Annotated in this window: 14 protein-coding genes; 9 read left to right on the top strand and 5 right to left on the bottom strand. The window is 60.3% G+C overall.

What is annotated here, in order from left to right; genetic code table 11:
* Positions 1–92: 92 nt before the first annotated feature.
* The 3 genes from HGP31_RS06985 to HGP31_RS06975 form a co-directional block, all read right to left on the bottom strand.
* A complete protein-coding gene (locus tag HGP31_RS06985) occupies positions 93–416 on the bottom strand; it encodes a hypothetical protein (RefSeq protein ID WP_020798365.1) in 324 nt (107 codons plus the stop codon).
* Entirely contained in the window at positions 413–1,507 is a 1,095-nt protein-coding gene (locus HGP31_RS06980) for a serine hydrolase domain-containing protein (protein ID WP_033042957.1), read from the bottom strand. Before HGP31_RS06980 ends, HGP31_RS06985 begins: the two co-directional genes overlap by 4 nt.
* Before the next feature lie 172 nt (positions 1,508–1,679).
* The gene (locus HGP31_RS06975) at positions 1,680–2,567 is read right to left on the bottom strand and encodes an acyl-CoA dehydrogenase middle domain-containing protein (protein ID WP_168757363.1); all 888 of its coding nucleotides are present in this window, start codon (positions 2,565–2,567) and stop codon (positions 1,680–1,682) included.
* Positions 2,568–2,722: 155 nt separating this feature from the next.
* Between HGP31_RS06975 and olsB the strand changes: the two genes are divergently transcribed.
* Positions 2,723–3,478 carry an L-ornithine N(alpha)-acyltransferase gene (gene olsB / locus HGP31_RS06970; RefSeq protein WP_020798362.1) on the top strand — a complete coding sequence of 252 codons (756 nt, stop codon included), beginning with the start codon at positions 2,723–2,725 and terminating at the stop codon, positions 3,476–3,478.
* The gene (locus HGP31_RS06965) at positions 3,478–4,269 is read left to right on the top strand and encodes a lysophospholipid acyltransferase family protein (RefSeq protein ID WP_020798361.1); all 792 of its coding nucleotides are present in this window, start codon (positions 3,478–3,480) and stop codon (positions 4,267–4,269) included. The genes olsB and HGP31_RS06965 overlap by 1 nt, the downstream gene beginning before the upstream one ends.
* A gap of 46 nt (positions 4,270–4,315) precedes the next feature.
* Here HGP31_RS06965 and HGP31_RS06960 read toward each other — a convergent pair whose 3' ends face one another.
* Positions 4,316–4,894 carry an acyl carrier protein phosphodiesterase gene (locus HGP31_RS06960; RefSeq protein ID WP_020798360.1) on the bottom strand — a complete coding sequence of 193 codons (579 nt, stop codon included), beginning with the start codon at positions 4,892–4,894 and terminating at the stop codon, positions 4,316–4,318.
* Between the two features lie 171 nt (positions 4,895–5,065).
* Here HGP31_RS06960 and HGP31_RS06955 point away from each other — a divergent pair, with 171 nt between their 5' ends.
* The 4 genes from HGP31_RS06955 (at position 5,066) to HGP31_RS06940 (ending at position 8,513) form a co-directional block, all read left to right on the top strand.
* Positions 5,066–5,368, top strand: coding sequence for an ArsR/SmtB family transcription factor (locus tag HGP31_RS06955; protein ID WP_008056907.1), 303 nt, complete (start codon positions 5,066–5,068; stop codon positions 5,366–5,368).
* 35 nt (positions 5,369–5,403) lie between these two features.
* Positions 5,404–6,570: an MFS transporter gene (locus tag HGP31_RS06950; RefSeq protein WP_020798359.1), complete on the top strand. Its 1,167-nt coding sequence runs from the start codon at positions 5,404–5,406 to the stop codon at positions 6,568–6,570.
* Positions 6,571–6,591: 21 nt separating this feature from the next.
* Positions 6,592–7,641 (top strand): alkene reductase, encoded by a 1,050-nt coding sequence (locus HGP31_RS06945; protein WP_168757362.1) that lies wholly within the window; start codon positions 6,592–6,594, stop codon positions 7,639–7,641.
* A 212-nt stretch (positions 7,642–7,853) separates the two neighbouring features.
* Complete coding sequence (locus HGP31_RS06940; protein ID WP_020798356.1) at positions 7,854–8,513, top strand: hypothetical protein; 660 nt, start codon at positions 7,854–7,856, stop codon at positions 8,511–8,513.
* Positions 8,514–8,737: 224 nt separating this feature from the next.
* Here HGP31_RS06940 and emhR read toward each other — a convergent pair whose 3' ends face one another.
* Entirely contained in the window at positions 8,738–9,370 is a 633-nt protein-coding gene (gene emhR / locus HGP31_RS06935) for an efflux system transcriptional repressor EmhR (RefSeq protein ID WP_020798355.1), read from the bottom strand.
* A gap of 267 nt (positions 9,371–9,637) precedes the next feature.
* On the opposite strand from emhR, the gene HGP31_RS06930 reads away from it, so the two are divergent.
* Genes HGP31_RS06930 through emhC form a run of 3 tightly spaced genes read left to right on the top strand, consistent with a single transcriptional unit; the run spans position 9,638 to position 15,420 of the window.
* Complete coding sequence (locus tag HGP31_RS06930; RefSeq protein ID WP_020798354.1) at positions 9,638–10,795, top strand: efflux RND transporter periplasmic adaptor subunit; 1,158 nt, start codon at positions 9,638–9,640, stop codon at positions 10,793–10,795.
* Between the two features lie 3 nt (positions 10,796–10,798).
* Entirely contained in the window at positions 10,799–13,960 is a 3,162-nt protein-coding gene (gene emhB / locus HGP31_RS06925) for an efflux RND transporter permease subunit EmhB (RefSeq protein WP_033040535.1), read from the top strand.
* Complete coding sequence (gene emhC / locus HGP31_RS06920; RefSeq protein WP_168757361.1) at positions 13,960–15,420, top strand: efflux RND transporter outer membrane subunit EmhC; 1,461 nt, start codon at positions 13,960–13,962, stop codon at positions 15,418–15,420. Before emhB ends, emhC begins: the two co-directional genes overlap by 1 nt.
* Positions 15,421–15,473 lie beyond the last annotated feature (53 nt).

Raw genomic sequence — 15,473 nt, 5'->3', positions numbered from 1 at the left:
TGCTCGCGAATGCTCTACCAGTCCCACTGCTTGCGTTGAGTCTGCCGACGCTTTCGCGAGCAGGCTCGCTCCCACGGGTGTTGTGTGTGGCGTCAGGGGTTCAAGCGGCAGCCCTGGCGTTCACCGATCCAGGCTGCACGATTAGTGCGCCCCATGCCGCTGACGGTGATGCGCTTGTTGGGGGCGTCATCGTAAAAACCGCTGGTGGGCAACCACTGCTTTACATAGCTGAGGCAATACTCGGTGTCGTTACCCATCACGTAGCGGCATGAGCAATATTCTTTCGCAGTGTATGCACTGATGATGTCGGGGAACGCCATCAGCGCCACTCGCTCATGCCAGACCCAGCCTACCAAGGCGAGCAACAGGACCAGCAGCAGCGCACTGAAAGGACGGCGACGAATGAAGCTGCTCATGGCTGCTCACTCCCGGCAAACGCCTCAAGCGCAAGCCTGAGCAATTCATTGTGCCGATAGCTGCCGTCGCGATCATCGCCGTAGCGGACGATCACCAGGTTCGCGCCAGGAATCACGTACATCGCCTGCCCCCAGTGGCCCAGCGCAGCGAAGGTGTCGGCAGGTGCATCGGGCCAGGGTCGGGCGCCACCGCCTGTTGCACGATTGAGCCACCAGTGGCCGCCGGGAACCGCCTCATCCTGATTGGCGCGATAGCCAATGAAGGGCTCGCGATTGAAAACAACCCAGTCTTTGGGTAGCAGTTGTTTATCGCCCCAGCGACCGTCTCGCGCCATCAACAGACCGATGCGAGCCAGATCCCGAGCGGTGAGGTAGGCATAGGACGAGGCGACGAACGTTCCCGTAGCGTCGGTTTCCCAAACCGCGCTACGAATGCCCAATGGCTCGAACAACGCACTCCACGGATAGTTCGGGTAGCGCTCTGCACCAACGATGTTTTTCAGCGCGGCGGACAGTAGATTGGTGTCGCCACTGGAATAGCGAAACGCCTGCCCCGCTGCTGCGTACGAGTGGTGATCGGCCGTGAAGGCAGCCATGTCCGAGTGACCACGGGTGTAGAGCATGGCCACCACCGACGACTTCAACGGTGCGTATTCGTAGTCTTCCTGCCAGTCGATGCCGGAGGCCCAGTGCAGCAGGTCGGCCATGGTCAGGTCCGGGTGTTTTTCCAGTGGCGGGTAAAATTTGGCCACCGGGTCCTCGAGCCTGAACCGGCCATCGCCATAAGCTACGCCGAGGACCGTGGCCATCAGGCTTTTGCTGATGGACCAGGTGAGATGCGGCGTCTGGGCATTGGTCGGGCCGGCGTAGCGTTCGTAGATCAACTGGCCGTCGCGGATGACGAGCAAGGCGTCGCTGCGAATGCCTCGGCGGGTGGTGTCGTCGCGGGGTGGGAAGGCATATGCCTCTAGTGCTTGAAGCGCCGGACCGGTGATGGCTGGCCCTGTGGGCCATTGCTCAGTGGGCCAGTCTTCAGCGTGGGCCGGGAGACTGAGCAACAGCATGAAAAACAGGAACAGGCCTTTGGGCATGGCGGGGGCTCGTGGCGATGAACCTGCTGAGCCTAGTCGAGGTTGATGACAGTTCCGGGATTTGTGTTGTTACTGCGACCGCCTTCGCGAGCAAGCCCGCTCCCACATTTAACCGGGTTCCCAGAATGATTGCGATCAAATGTGGGAGCGGGCTTGCTCGCGAAGGCGTCAGTCAATTCAGCGAAGATCCGGATAGTGCCTTGGCCAACCGCTTGCCCCTGGCCCCGGCCGCCAGATCCAGTACCGCCTGATCGCGCTGCCACATCGCCGCCCACTGTGGCGGGCCCTCGGCCAGCGCTGCGTTGATCTCACCCTTGAGCCCCTCGAACTGCGCAAACAGACCACCGAGCAACACATGCCCCGCCGGACTGACGGGGGGATGTCGACTGACCTCCGCACACCCGGCCAGCAGCGCCAGCAAGCGCAACTGCAAGGCTTGCGGCCAGTCACTGTCCTGGCCAACGCCGTACAGCCAGGCGGTCATGGCACTCAAGACATAGATGTCTTCCAGGGTCCGGAATGGCTTGACGTACGCATCCCAGCCATCCCCCGCGAGCAATTCGCACAATGCATTGTCGAGAAATAGCCGGCCATGGCTGATGTCCGGCATCAACGGAATCGGCGGCAGTTTTTCCACCCGCACGCCCGGTTCATCGGGGTAGACCACCGCCAGGCTCAGGCGCGGAGCTTCGCCTTGCTGTTCGCTGCAGGCGGCAATCAGCAGCCAGTCGGCGGCATCGCCTGCAGTGACGAAATCCTTGCGTCCGCTCAAGCGCAAATCGTGCAGACGGGTTTGCATGTCAGCCACCCGCAGGCTGCGTTGCTCGGTCGCGCACAGTGCGCCAAGGCTCAACGGCGCGCTTGGCCACAGCATGCGCAACGCCGCCTGATAGCCCACCAGGAATGCCAGCCCCGGCGTCGCCATCAAGCGTGCACCGACCACGGCCAGTTCAAACGGGGCGACGTTACCCAGCTGCTGCAACAACGTTGCGAACCCCTCGCCCAGATCCGGATTGGCGGGCAAGCGAGCGTGGCGGTTCAACAGGGTTTGCCAGGGCATAAGAGGCTCCTTGTGGGCTGTCATACAAGCATCACCAAAGCTTAACGGCGATGACACCGGGGCTACATAGCCTAACTTTGCACAACACGGCTGGATAAAGAAAGTCGATTCGCTGTAACCCCAAGACGGGTGAGCAGCCCGCACGGAGATTCGCCATGACTCAGATCGCACGCATCAGCGACACCGGCAACGAACGCCGCCTGCAAGCCGAACGCCTGGTCGGCGCCGAGGCTTTGCAGGAAGCCCAGGCCCTGCGCTTCAACGTGTTCAGCGGCGAGTTCAACGCCAAGCTCAAGGGCGCGGAATTGGGTCTGGACATGGACGACTATGATGTTCACTGCGTTCACATCGGCGTGCGTGACCTGAACACCGGGCGCCTGGTGGCGACCACCCGGCTGCTCGACCATACCGCCGCCAGCAGCCTGGGCAAATTCTACAGCGAAGAAGAATTCAGCCTGCACGGGCTCGTTCACCTCAAAGGCCCGATCCTGGAAATCGGTCGCACCTGCGTCGACCCGGCCTACCGCAATGGCGGTACCATCGCCGTGCTCTGGGGCGAACTGGCCGAAGTCCTGAACCAGGGCGGATACAGTTACTTGATGGGTTGCGCAAGCATTCCGATGCAGGACGGCGGGATCCAGGCCCACGCAATCATGCAGCGCCTGCGTGAACGCTACCTGTGCACCGAACACTTGCGGGCGGAACCGAAAAAGCCGCTGCCCACCCTGGACATTCCCTCGAACGTGATCGCCGAAATGCCGCCACTGCTCAAGGCCTACATGCGCCTGGGCGCGAAGATCTGCGGCGAGCCGTGCTGGGACGAAGATTTCCAGGTGGCCGATGTGTTCATCCTGCTCAAGCGCGACGAACTCTGCCCGCGTTACGCCAAACACTTCAAGGCGGCTGTCTGATGAGTCGCTTGCGCGTGTACGCGCGAATCGCCCGGGTGCTTCTGGTGGTCGCGCTCGGCCTGAGCATGGCCAGCGTATTCGGTATGTTCGAACGCCTGGGGCTGGCTCACTCGATGGAACGCCGCCAGCGCTGGTCGCGGTTTTTCATGGCACGCCTGAGCAACTCCTTGCCCTTCGACGTGACCCTGCACGGTGAGTTGCCCAAGACGCCAATGCTCTGGGTCAGCAACCACGTGTCCTGGACCGACATCCCGCTGTTGGGAATGCTCACGCCGCTGTCGTTCCTGTCCAAGGCCGAAGTGCGCACCTGGCCGGTGGCGGGCTGGTTGGCGGCCAAGGCCGGCAGCCTGTTTATCCGTCGCGGTTCGGGTGACAGCCAGTTGATCCGCAAACAGATGACGCGCCACCTGCAACAGGCACATCCGCTGCTGATGTTCCCGGAAGGCACGACTACCGATGGCCGTTCGCTGCGCACCTTTCACGGTCGCCTTCTGTCGGCGGCGATCGACTCCGAGGTGAAACTGCAACCGGTGGCGATTCGTTATGTGCGCAACGGTGAACCCGACACACTGGCACCGTTCATTGGCGATGATGATTTGCTGTCGCACCTGATGCGCTTGTTTGCCAACGACCGCGGCGCGGTGGAGATTCATCTGCTCAAGCCGATCCCATGCGAAGGCCGCGAACGTGCTGCGCTGGCGTTCGAAGCGCAGCAGGCGGTGCAGAAGGCATTGTTTGGGGCCATTCCGGAACCCCGGCAAGCCCCGATGCGACCCGCTATCGCGGCATAAACATAGATCTCCTGTGGGAGCGGGCTTGCTCGCTCCCACAATAGCTTTATGGTGTTGGCTGGTTTTGGGCAAAATCCTGCAGCTGCGGATAGAACAACCGGAAATCCTCGCTCAACGGCTCATACAACACGCGCAACTCCTGCATCGCCGCCGCCAGTTCCTCCGGTCGGGTCAAGCGTCGAGAAATCCCCCGCAATACCTGCTCCAGCACTTCGAATTCCCGATAAGACCCCAACCAGTCATGGGCCACCATGTGCGGCGCGATTGTCGCCAGGCGATCCGGCAGTTCAGGTTGGGCGGACAACACCCGGTACACGTCCGAGGTGAACAGTTCCAGCGGCTGATCCGCGTACAGCGTCCAGTCCCGGGCCAGGCAATGATCAAAAAATACATCAAGCACGATTCCGGCATAACGCCGGCGCGTCAGGGAAAACCTCGACAACGCGACATCCACCAGCGGATGGCGATCGGTAAATACGTCGATGCTGCGATGCAGCTGGATGGCCGTTTCGATTTCCGGATCGAACTGCCCCTGCAGCCGTCCCTTGACGAAATCGCCATAGAGACTGCCGAGCAATTGACCGGGACGATGGCCACCGAGGTGAAGATGTGCGAGATAGTTCATGGGCGCAGCTTAGCACTGTGCCCTTGACCCTATACAATCCTCGTATCGTTATAACCCGATATATCGATTTACTCGGTCATCAGATCGAAATCATATTGGTATATCGCGAAATACCGATTTAAAGTTCGCTTCATCGCGATATAGCGTTTTACTAATCACGAGCCCCCGACCATGAACCTTGACCTCGACGAAATAATAAAAGCCCTGGCGCACCCAGTACGGCGAGACATCCTGCACTGGCTCAAAGACCCGACCGTCGAATTCCCCGACCAGTCCCACAGTAACGAGCACGGCGTTTGCGCCGGGCAGATCGATCAACGTTGCGGCCTGTCGCAGTCCACGGTGTCGGCACACCTGGCGACCCTGCAACGCGCCGGCCTGATCAGCAGCCGCAAGGTCGGCCAGTGGCACTTTTTCAAACGTAACGAGGAAACCATCCAGGAGTTCCTCAAAGTCTTCAGCAAAGAGCTCTGACCCTTTACGTCAGCCAGCCGACAAGGAATCCACCCATGCCCCTCTCGCTACTCATATTGGCGTTAAGCGCCTTCGCCATCGGCACCACCGAGTTCGTCATCATGGGCTTGCTGCCCGATGTGGCGGCCGACCTCGGTGTGTCGATCCCCGGTGCCGGCTGGCTGGTAACCGGTTACGCCTTGGGCGTGGCCATTGGTGCGCCATTCATGGCACTGGCCACCGCCCGGCTGCCGCGCAAGGCCGCCCTGGTAGCGTTGATGGGCATTTTCATTGTCGGTAACCTGCTTTGCGCGGTAGCCAGTGACTACAACGTGCTGATGTTTGCCCGAGTGGTGACCGCCCTGTGCCATGGTGCGTTCTTCGGCATCGGTTCGGTGGTGGCGGCAGGCCTGGTGCCCGCCAACAAGCGCGCCTCGGCCGTGGCCTTGATGTTCACCGGCCTGACCCTGGCCAACGTCCTCGGCGTACCGCTGGGCACCGCGCTCGGCCAACAGGCCGGCTGGCGCTCGACTTTCTGGGCGGTGACCGTGATCGGCGTAATCGCATTGATCGGCCTGATCCGCTTCCTGCCGGCCAACCGCGATGAAGAAAAACTCGACATGCGCGCCGAATTGCGCGCCCTCAAAGGCGCCGGTATCTGGTTGTCCCTGAGCATGACGGCACTGTTCGCCGCCTCTGTATTCACCCTGTTCACTTACGTAGCGCCACTGCTGGGCGAAGTCACCGGTGTCTCGCCCCGTGGCGTGACCTGGACCTTGATGCTCATCGGCCTGGGTTTGACCGTCGGCAACATCATCGGTGGCAAGCTGGCGGACAAAGGCCTGGCGGCAACCCTGATCGGCGTCTTCATCGCCATGGCCGTGGTCTCCACCGTACTGACCTGGACCAGCGTCGCGCTGATCCCGACCGAAATCACCCTGTTCCTCTGGGCCACCGCGTGTTTCGCCGCCGTGCCTGCCCTGCAAGTCAACGTGGTGACCTACGGCAAGGCGGCACCGAACCTGGTCTCGACCCTGAACATCGGCGCCTTCAACGTCGGCAACGCATTGGGCGCCTGGGTCGGTGGCAGCGTCATCGCCCACGGTTTCGGCCTGACCAGCGTGCCTCTCGCGGCAGCGGCCCTCGCGGTACTCGCCCTGCTGGCGACCCTGATCACTTTCCGTCAGAGCGGTGACCCCGAACTGGCCCCCGTTACCAACTGATCTTCACAAGAGAGCTATTTCATGACGACTATTTTCGATCCGATCAAACTGGGCGACCTCGAGCTGGCCAACCGCATCATCATGGCCCCGCTGACCCGCTGCCGCGCCGACGAAGGCCGTGTGCCCAGCGCGTTGATGGCCGAATATTACGTACAACGCGCTTCGGCTGGCCTGATCCTCAGCGAAGCCACTTCGGTCACCCCGATGGGCGTCGGCTACCCGGACACCCCGGGCATCTGGTCCAACGACCAGGTGCGCGGCTGGACCAACGTCACCAAGGCGATCCACGGCGCGGGCGGCAAGATCTTCCTGCAACTGTGGCACGTCGGCCGGGTGTCCCACGAGTCGTACCTGAATGGCGAAAAACCGGTCGCCCCAAGCGCCATCCAGCCTAAAGGCCACGTCAGCCTGGTGCGTCCGCTGGCCGATTACCCAACGCCCCGCGCGCTGGAAACCGCTGAAATCGCCGACATCGTCGACGCTTACCGCGTGGGTGCCGAAAACGCCAAGGCCGCCGGTTTTGATGGCGTGGAAATCCACGGCGCCAACGGCTACCTGCTCGACCAGTTCCTGCAAAGCAGCACCAACCAGCGCACCGACCAATACGGCGGTTCCGTGAAAAACCGTGCCCGGCTGTTGCTGGAAGTGACCGATGCCGCGATCGAGGTCTGGGGCGCCGGCCGTGTCGGTGTGCACCTGGCACCTCGCGCCGACTCCCATGACATGGGTGACGACAACCTGGCCGAAACCTTCACCTACGTCGCTCGCGAACTGGGCAAACGCGGCATCGCCTTCATCTGCTCGCGCGAAAAAGAAGGCGCCGACAGCCTGGGACCGCAAATCAAGGAAGCCTTCGGTGGCCCGTACATCATCAACGAACGCTTTACCAAGGACAGCGCCAATGCCTGGCTGGCGAGCGGCAAGGCTGATGCAGTCGCCTTCGGTGTGCCATTCATTGCCAACCCGGACTTGCCGGCGCGCCTGAAAGCGGATACGCCGCTCAACGAGGCTCGTCCGGAGCTGTTCTACGCCAAGGGCCCGGTGGGATACATCGACTACCCGACGCTGTAAGTTTCATAGCTTGAAACGCAAAAGCCCCGACTCGAAAGCGCCGGGGCTTTTTTATTAAAATAACTTTCGAGCACACTAAAAAAGCATTCAACACACATCCAGACATCATCCACCTCTTCCGGCACGCACCACCAATACAGATAATAAATTTTCCACAGACAGCTGTACTCCTCATAACTAAGACAAAACTCACTTTATCGAAAGGAATCGACATGAACACCAGTGAAGACACTGACAACGAAGTTAACCAACCCTACGACCAATTGTTCGCGTTCTTTAAAGCTACCTCTATCGGTATTCTTTACCAGCTTTCGCCGCACCTGCTCAGCGAGGAATACCAGGCCATGCTGGACGATCTGGTAGGCAAGGCCAAGGTGGAGCTGATTGATTTGCTGGAAGAAGCGGAATATACGAACGCGCTGAATCAAAAAATCGAACAATGGCGAAATCAGAAAAGGGGTCCAAAACATACGCGTGTGATTGTCAAAATCATCAATAATACGTCTCATACATTCGGTATTGCCCAGACCAGCTTACCCATGAGCAAGGCAGAGCGCGAATCGTTCCAGACGCCCACCCAAGGACAAACTGCATTTAAATGCGACTTTGACTATAGCTATGCCTACCCCTGGCCTAAAAACAAAATCATGTTCAATCAGTTTATAGACTTCGTCGATAATCATATCGGAGTCCGCTTCGATCTGGGCATGATCATGAATACGTCATTTGGCGTTCATACGCCAACGCTCAGGCCAAGTGTAAAAAACACCGTCACGTCGATTGGCTCATCCAGTATCAAGTGCTCGACCACAACCACTCGAATGGGTGATGAGGCGCCCTTCGACTTCGAGGTAGAAATCATCCTGGGCTGATGGTGGCCAATCCGCCGGTTCGACAAGCGTGGTCAGCCAGGGCATTTGTCACGCGAGTGTTCACCTCTGCGTCTGAGCCTGCCTTACTACCCGCGACACAAATTCCCTACAAAATATGAAACTCGCTACCTTTCAACCTGGCACGCGTACGTATATAAAAGCATGCCATCGCGAACAGACGAGCGCTGAAGGATCAGCGCTCGCCTCCAATTCTACATATTGTTTCATTTGCGCAGACTGGGGCTCAAGCGCAGCATGTCCAACCCGGTTTCAACCCAACGCTCTGCGTCAAGGTGCAGTTGAAAACTGTCGGGCGCCAGCAGCCACTGGTACAGGATGCCATCGATATAGGCATGCAGGCTGATGGCCGCGCGAGCCGTGTCGAGGTTTTCCGGCAATTGCCCGCGATTCACGGCGTTACTCAAGGCCAGGTCGATCTGTACATTGCAGTCCAGGCTGGCCGCCACACGCTGAAGGCGCAGGTCGCACATTTCATCGGTGAACTCGCACTTATGAAACAGAATTTCGTTGATGCGTCGGGTTTTCGGGTCCAAAGCAACTTGATGAAACAAATGAATCAACAGCTTGCGCATGCAGCCCAAGGGGTCGAGTTCGTCCGCGTCTACGCTGGCCTTGGCCATTTCATCCAGAGGCTCGTGCAGGGTGTCGAGCATGGCCTGCACCAGATCCGCCTTGTTGCTGAAATGCCAGTAGATAGCCCCACGAGTGACGCCGGCCAGGGTCGCGATATCCGCCAGTGTCGTGCGCGCCACGCCCCTTTCAAAAAAGGCTTTTTCTGCCGCCTCAATTATCTGGCTGCGGGTTTCTTGAGCTTCCTCTTTGGTACGACGGACCATGGCAGTACAACCTCAATCAGGATGCTTCAGCGATGTCTGGATATCAGCTGAATAAAAGCGGGGCGAGTGCTCTTGGGTATCGTCCCCGGGCCTACAATTCGAACCTTGCGACGGCGTTTGTAACGGATTGGGTACGTGACCAAGGTATTTACAAACAGCCATGAACGTAAGTATATTCCTTAGCATGCTACTTATCCACTCGGCCCCCACTTTTTAACCTTCAATTTTTTCTTGTGCGTTTGTTTCGCGCCTGACCCGAGGATTTTCATGCAATTCAAGCCAGCTGTTACCGCTCTGGTCGCCGCCGTCGCCCTGGCATCGCTGCTCAGCGGATGTAAAAAAGAAGAGGCCCCTCCGGCCGCACCACCGCCTCAGGTCGGCGTCGTCACTCTGCAGACGCAAACGTTTACGTTGACGTCCGATCTGCCGGGTCGCACCAGTGCATTCCGCATTGCCGAAGTGCGCCCACAGGTCAACGGCATCATTCTCAAGCGTCTTTTCAAGGAAGGCGGCGACGTCAAGGCCGGTCAGCAGCTGTATCAGATCGATCCATCGGTTTATGACGCTACGCTCAAAAGCGCCGAAGCCAACTTGCGTTCGACCAAGTCGATCTCTGACCGCTACAAGCAACTGGTCGACGAACAGGCCGTGAGCCGCCAGGAATACGACACCGCCGTGGCCAATCGCCTGCAATCGGAAGCCGCACTGCAAACGGCCCAGATCAACGTGCGCTACACCAAGGTCTATGCGCCGTTGACCGGTCGGATCGGTCGCTCGTCGGTCACCGAAGGTGCACTGGTCAGCAACGGCCAGGCCGAAGCGATGGCGGTGATCCAACAGCTGGACCCGATCTACGTCGACGTCACCCAGTCTTCGGTCGAGCTGCTTACGCTGCGCCGCGAACTGGAAAGCGGTCGTCTGCAAAAAGCCGGCGACAACGCCGCGAAAGTCAAACTGACCCTCGAGGATGGCAGCCAGTACAAGCTCGACGGCAAGCTGGAGTTCTCCGAGGTCTCGGTTGACCAGACCACCGGCTCTGTGACCCTGCGCGCCGTGTTCCCGAACCCTGACCACACCCTTCTGCCGGGCATGTTCGTGCACGCCCAGTTGCAGGCAGGCGTGAACAGCGCCGCGATCCTGGCGCCGCAACAAGGCGTCACCCGCGACCTCAAAGGCATGCCGACCGCGCTGGTCGTAGGTCCCGACAACAAGGTCGAACTGCGTCAGCTCAAGGCTAACCGCACCGTCGGCAACCAATGGCTGATCGAAGACGGCCTGAAGGCCGGCGATCGCCTGATCACCGAAGGCCTGCAATTCGTCAAGCCGGGCATCGAAGTCAAGCCCACTGACGCCACCAACGTCGGCACAAAAAACCCGGCCCCCGCCAAGCCAGCTGAGCAGGCTTCCAGCGGCCAAGGGGAGTAATCCATGTCCAGATTCTTCATCGACCGTCCGATCTTCGCCTGGGTAATCGCCCTGGTGATCATGCTGGTCGGGGCTCTATCGATCCTCAAGTTGCCGATCAACCAATACCCGAGCATTGCGCCTCCAGCCATCGCCATTTCCGTGACCTACCCGGGCGCTTCTGCGCAAACCGTGCAGGACACCGTGGTCCAGGTGATCGAGCAGCAGCTAAACGGTATCGACAATTTGCGTTATGTGTCTTCGGAAAGTAACTCCGATGGCACCATGACCATTACCGCGACCTTCGAGCAAGGCACCAACTCCGATACCGCGCAGGTCCAGGTCCAGAACAAGCTGAACCTGGCCACCCCGCTGTTGCCGCAGGAAGTGCAGCAACAAGGTATCCGCGTGACCAAGGCAGTGAAGAACTTCCTGCTGGTCATCGGCGTGGTGTCGCGTGACGGCAGCATGACCAAGGACGACCTGTCCAACTACATCGTGTCCAACATGCAGGACCCGATCTCGCGGACCGCCGGCGTCGGCGACTTCCAGGTATTCGGCTCCCAGTACGCCATGCGCATCTGGCTCGACCCGGCAAAGTTGAACAACTTCAACCTGACCCCGATCGATGTCAAAACCGCCATCGCCGCACAGAACGTCCAGGTCTCGTCCGGCCAGCTCGGCGGCCTGCCCGCCCTGCCCGGCACGCAGCTGAACGCGACGATCATCGGCAAGACCCGCCTGCAGACCGCCGAGCAATTCGAAAAGATCCTGCTCAAGGTCAACAAGGACGGCTCCCAGGTTCGCCTCAGGGATGTCGCCAGCGTCGGCCTGGGTGGTGAGAACTACAGCATCAACGCCCAGTTCAACGGCGCCCCGGCGTCCGGCCTGGCCGTGAAACTGGCCACTGGCGCCAACGCCCTGGATACCGCCAAGGCCCTGCGCACGACCATCGACAACCTCAAGCCGTTCTTCCCCGAAGGGATGGAAGTGGTGTTCCCGTACGACACCACGCCGGTGGTGACCGAATCGATCAAGGGCGTGGTTCACACCCTGGTCGAAGCGGTCGGGCTGGTGTTCCTGGTGATGTTCCTGTTCCTGCAGAACTTCCGCGCCACCATCATCACCACGATGACGGTACCGGTGGTATTGCTCGGTACATTCGGGATCCTCGCGGCAGCCGGTTTCAGCATCAATACCCTGACCATGTTCGGTATGGTGCTGGCCATCGGCTTGCTGGTGGACGATGCCATCGTCGTGGTGGAAAACGTCGAACGGGTGATGAGCGAAGAAGGCCTGTCGCCCAAGGAAGCAACCAAGAAATCCATGGGGCAGATCCAGGGAGCACTGGTCGGTATCGCCCTGGTGCTGTCGGCGGTGCTGTTGCCAATGGCCTTCTTCAGCGGCTCCACCGGTGTGATCTACAAGCAATTCTCGATCACCATCGTCTCGGCCATGGCCCTGTCGGTACTGGTTGCCCTGATCTTCACGCCGGCGCTCTGCGCCACCATGCTCAAGGCGATTCCGAAGGGCGAGCACCACACCCCGAAACGCGGTTTCTTCGGCTGGTTCAACCGCAACTTCGACCGTGGTGTCAAAAGCTACGAGCGTGGCGTCGGCAGCATGCTGACGCACAAGGCGCCGTACCTGCTGGCCTATATCATCATCGTCGTTGGCATGATCTGGCTGTTCACCCGCATTCCAACCGCGTTCCTGCCGGAAGAAGACCAGGGCGTATTGTTCGCCCAGGTACAGACCCCCGCCGGATCGACGTCCCAGCGTACCCAGGTGGTCGTGGACGAAATGCGTGAATTCCTGCTGCGTCCGGGCAAGGATGGCGGTGAAGGCGACGCGGTGAACTCGGTGTTTACCGTGACCGGCTTCAACTTCGCCGGCCGTGGCCAAAGCTCGGGCATGGCGTTCATCATGCTGCGCCCATGGGAAGACCGTAACGCCGACAATAGCGTGTTCAAGGTCGCAGCCCGTGCCCAGCAGCACTTCTTCACCTTCCGTGACGCCATGGTGTTTGCCTTCGCGCCACCGGCGGTACTGGAATTGGGTAACGCCACCGGTTTCGACGTGTTCCTGCAGGACCGCGCCGGTATCGGTCACGACAAGCTGATGGAAGCCCGTAACCAGTTCCTCGGCATGGCGGCGCAAAGCAAGATCCTGACTCAAGTGCGTCCGAACGGCTTGAACGATGAGCCGCAATACCAGCTGGAAATCGACGACGAGAAGGCCAGTGCCCTGGGCATTACCATCGCCGACATCAACAACACCCTGTCGATCGCCCTGGGCAGTAGCTACGTCAACGACTTCATCGACCGCGGTCGGGTGAAGAAGGTTTACGTGCAAGGCCAGCCCGGTGCGCGGATGAGCCCTGAGGACTTGCAGAAGTGGTACGTGCGCAACAGCGTCGGCACCATGGTTCCGTTCTCGGCGTTCGCCAAGGGTGAGTGGATCTACGGATCGCCGAAACTGGCCCGTTACAACGGCGTGGAAGCGGTGGAAGTCCTCGGCGCCCCGGCACCGGGTTACTCCACCGGTGAAGCCATGGCCGAAGTCGAGGCCATCGCCAAGAAACTGCCGGCCGGCGTCGGTATTTCCTGGACCGGCCTGTCCTACGAGGAACGTCTGTCGGGTTCGCAAGCGCCTGCGCTGTACGCCTTGTCGTTGCTGATGGTGTTCCTGTGCCTGGCGGCCCTCTATGAAAGCTGGTCGATTCCGATCGCGGTCATGCTGGTGGTACCGCTGGGGATCATCGGTGCGCTGATGGCCACCAGCCTGCGCGGCCTGTCCAACGACGTGTACTTCCAGGTGGGCTTGTTGACGACCATCGGCCTGGCGGCGAAAAACGCCATCCTGATTGTCGAATTCGCCAAGGAACTGCACGAACAAGGGCGCAGCCTGCGCGAGGCGGCCATCGAAGCCTGCCGCATGCGTCTGCGACCCATCATCATGACCTCGCTCGCGTTCGTGCTCGGCGTGGTGCCCCTGGCGATATCCACGGGTGCAGGTTCCGGTAGCCAGCATGCCATCGGTACCGGCGTGATTGGCGGTATGATCACCGCAACCGTTCTGGCGATCTTCTGGGTCCCACTGTTCTTCGTCACCGTGTCGGCCCTGGGTCAGCGTAAAAACGTCGACCAGCAAGACGCCATTGAAACTTCTAAAGAGGCTGGCTAATGAGCAAGTCGCTACTCTCCCTGGCCGTCGCCGCATTCGTGCTTGGTGGCTGCTCGCTGATACCTGACTATCAGCGTCCGGACGCTCCGGTGGCAGATCAATACCCGCAGAGCCAGGCGTATTCGCCAGCCCAGGCACCGGCGCAGGCCGCTGCCGAGCAGGGCTGGAAGCAGTTTTTCCATGACCCGGCGCTGCAGCAACTGATTCAGCTGTCCCTGGAAAACAACCGCGACCTGCGTGTCGCGGCCTTGAACATCGACGCCTTTGCGGCTCAATACCGCATCTCGCGCGCCGATCTGTTCCCGGCCGTTTCGGCCAACGGTACCGGCAGCCGCCAGCGCTTGCCGGCTGACGCTTCGCAGACCGGCGAGGCCGGTATCACCAGTTCCTACTCGGCCACGGTTGGCATCAGCGCCTATGAACTGGATATGTTCGGTCGGATTCGCAGCCTGAACGAAGAAGCCCTGCAGAAGTACTTCGCCACCGAAGAAGGCCGGCGCAGCACCCAGATCAGCCTGGTGGCCAGCGTGGCCAATGCCTACCTGACCTGGCAGGCCGACAAGGAACTGCTCAAGCTGACCCAGGACACCCTCGCCGCGTTCGAGGAGAGCTACAAGCTCACCGCGCGCAGCAACGAAGTGGGCGTCGCTTCGGCCCTGGACCTGGCACAATCGCGCACCTCGGTGGAAAACGCCCGTGCGCAACTGGCCAAGTACACCCGTCAGGTCGCCCAGGATGAAAACAGCCTGGTGCTGCTGCTTGGCACCGGCATCCCGGCCAACCTGCAAGCGGCTAAACCGCTGAACGACGACCTGCTGGCCGAAGTGCCGCCTGGCCTGCCGTCGGACTTGCTGCAGCGTCGCCCGGACATCCTGCAAGCCGAGTACAACCTCAAGGCCGCCAACGCCAACATTGGCGCGGCGCGGGCAGCGTTCTTCCCGAGCATCAGCCTGACGGCCAACGCCGGGACCCTCAGCCCGGACCTGTCCGGCCTGTTCAAGGGTGGCTCGGGCACCTGGCTGTTCCAGCCGCAGATCAACCTGCCGATCTTCAACGCCGGCAGCCTGCGTGCCAGCCTGGATTACTCGAAAATCCAGAAAGACATTGGCGTGGCGAACTACGAGAAGTCCATCCAGACCGCCTTCCAGGAAGTCGCCGACGGCCTGGCCGCGCGCCAGACCTACGTCCAGCAGTTGCAGGCGCAGCAGGACTTCGTCAACGCCAACCAGGACTACTACCGCCTGGCCGAGCGTCGTTACCGCATCGGTGTCGACAGCAACCTGACCTTCCTCGATGCCCAGCGTCAGCTGTTCAGTGCCCAACAGGCATTGATCACCGACCGTCTGGCGCAACTGGTCAGCCAGGTCAACCTGTACAAGGCCCTGGGCGGTGGCTGGAATGAACAGACGGCGAAGAACGAGCCGCTAAAAGAAGAAGCGCCGAAGTTGAAATTATTCTGATAGTAGTAAAACCAATAAGCCCACCGATGGTGGGCTTATTGGTATGGCGGCCA

This window comes from Pseudomonas umsongensis (assembly GCF_012647205.1).
Lineage (GTDB): Bacteria > Pseudomonadota > Gammaproteobacteria > Pseudomonadales > Pseudomonadaceae > Aquipseudomonas > Aquipseudomonas umsongensis.
The sequence above is the reverse complement of the archived record's forward strand: the minus strand, read 5'-3'. Positions and strand labels throughout refer to the sequence as shown.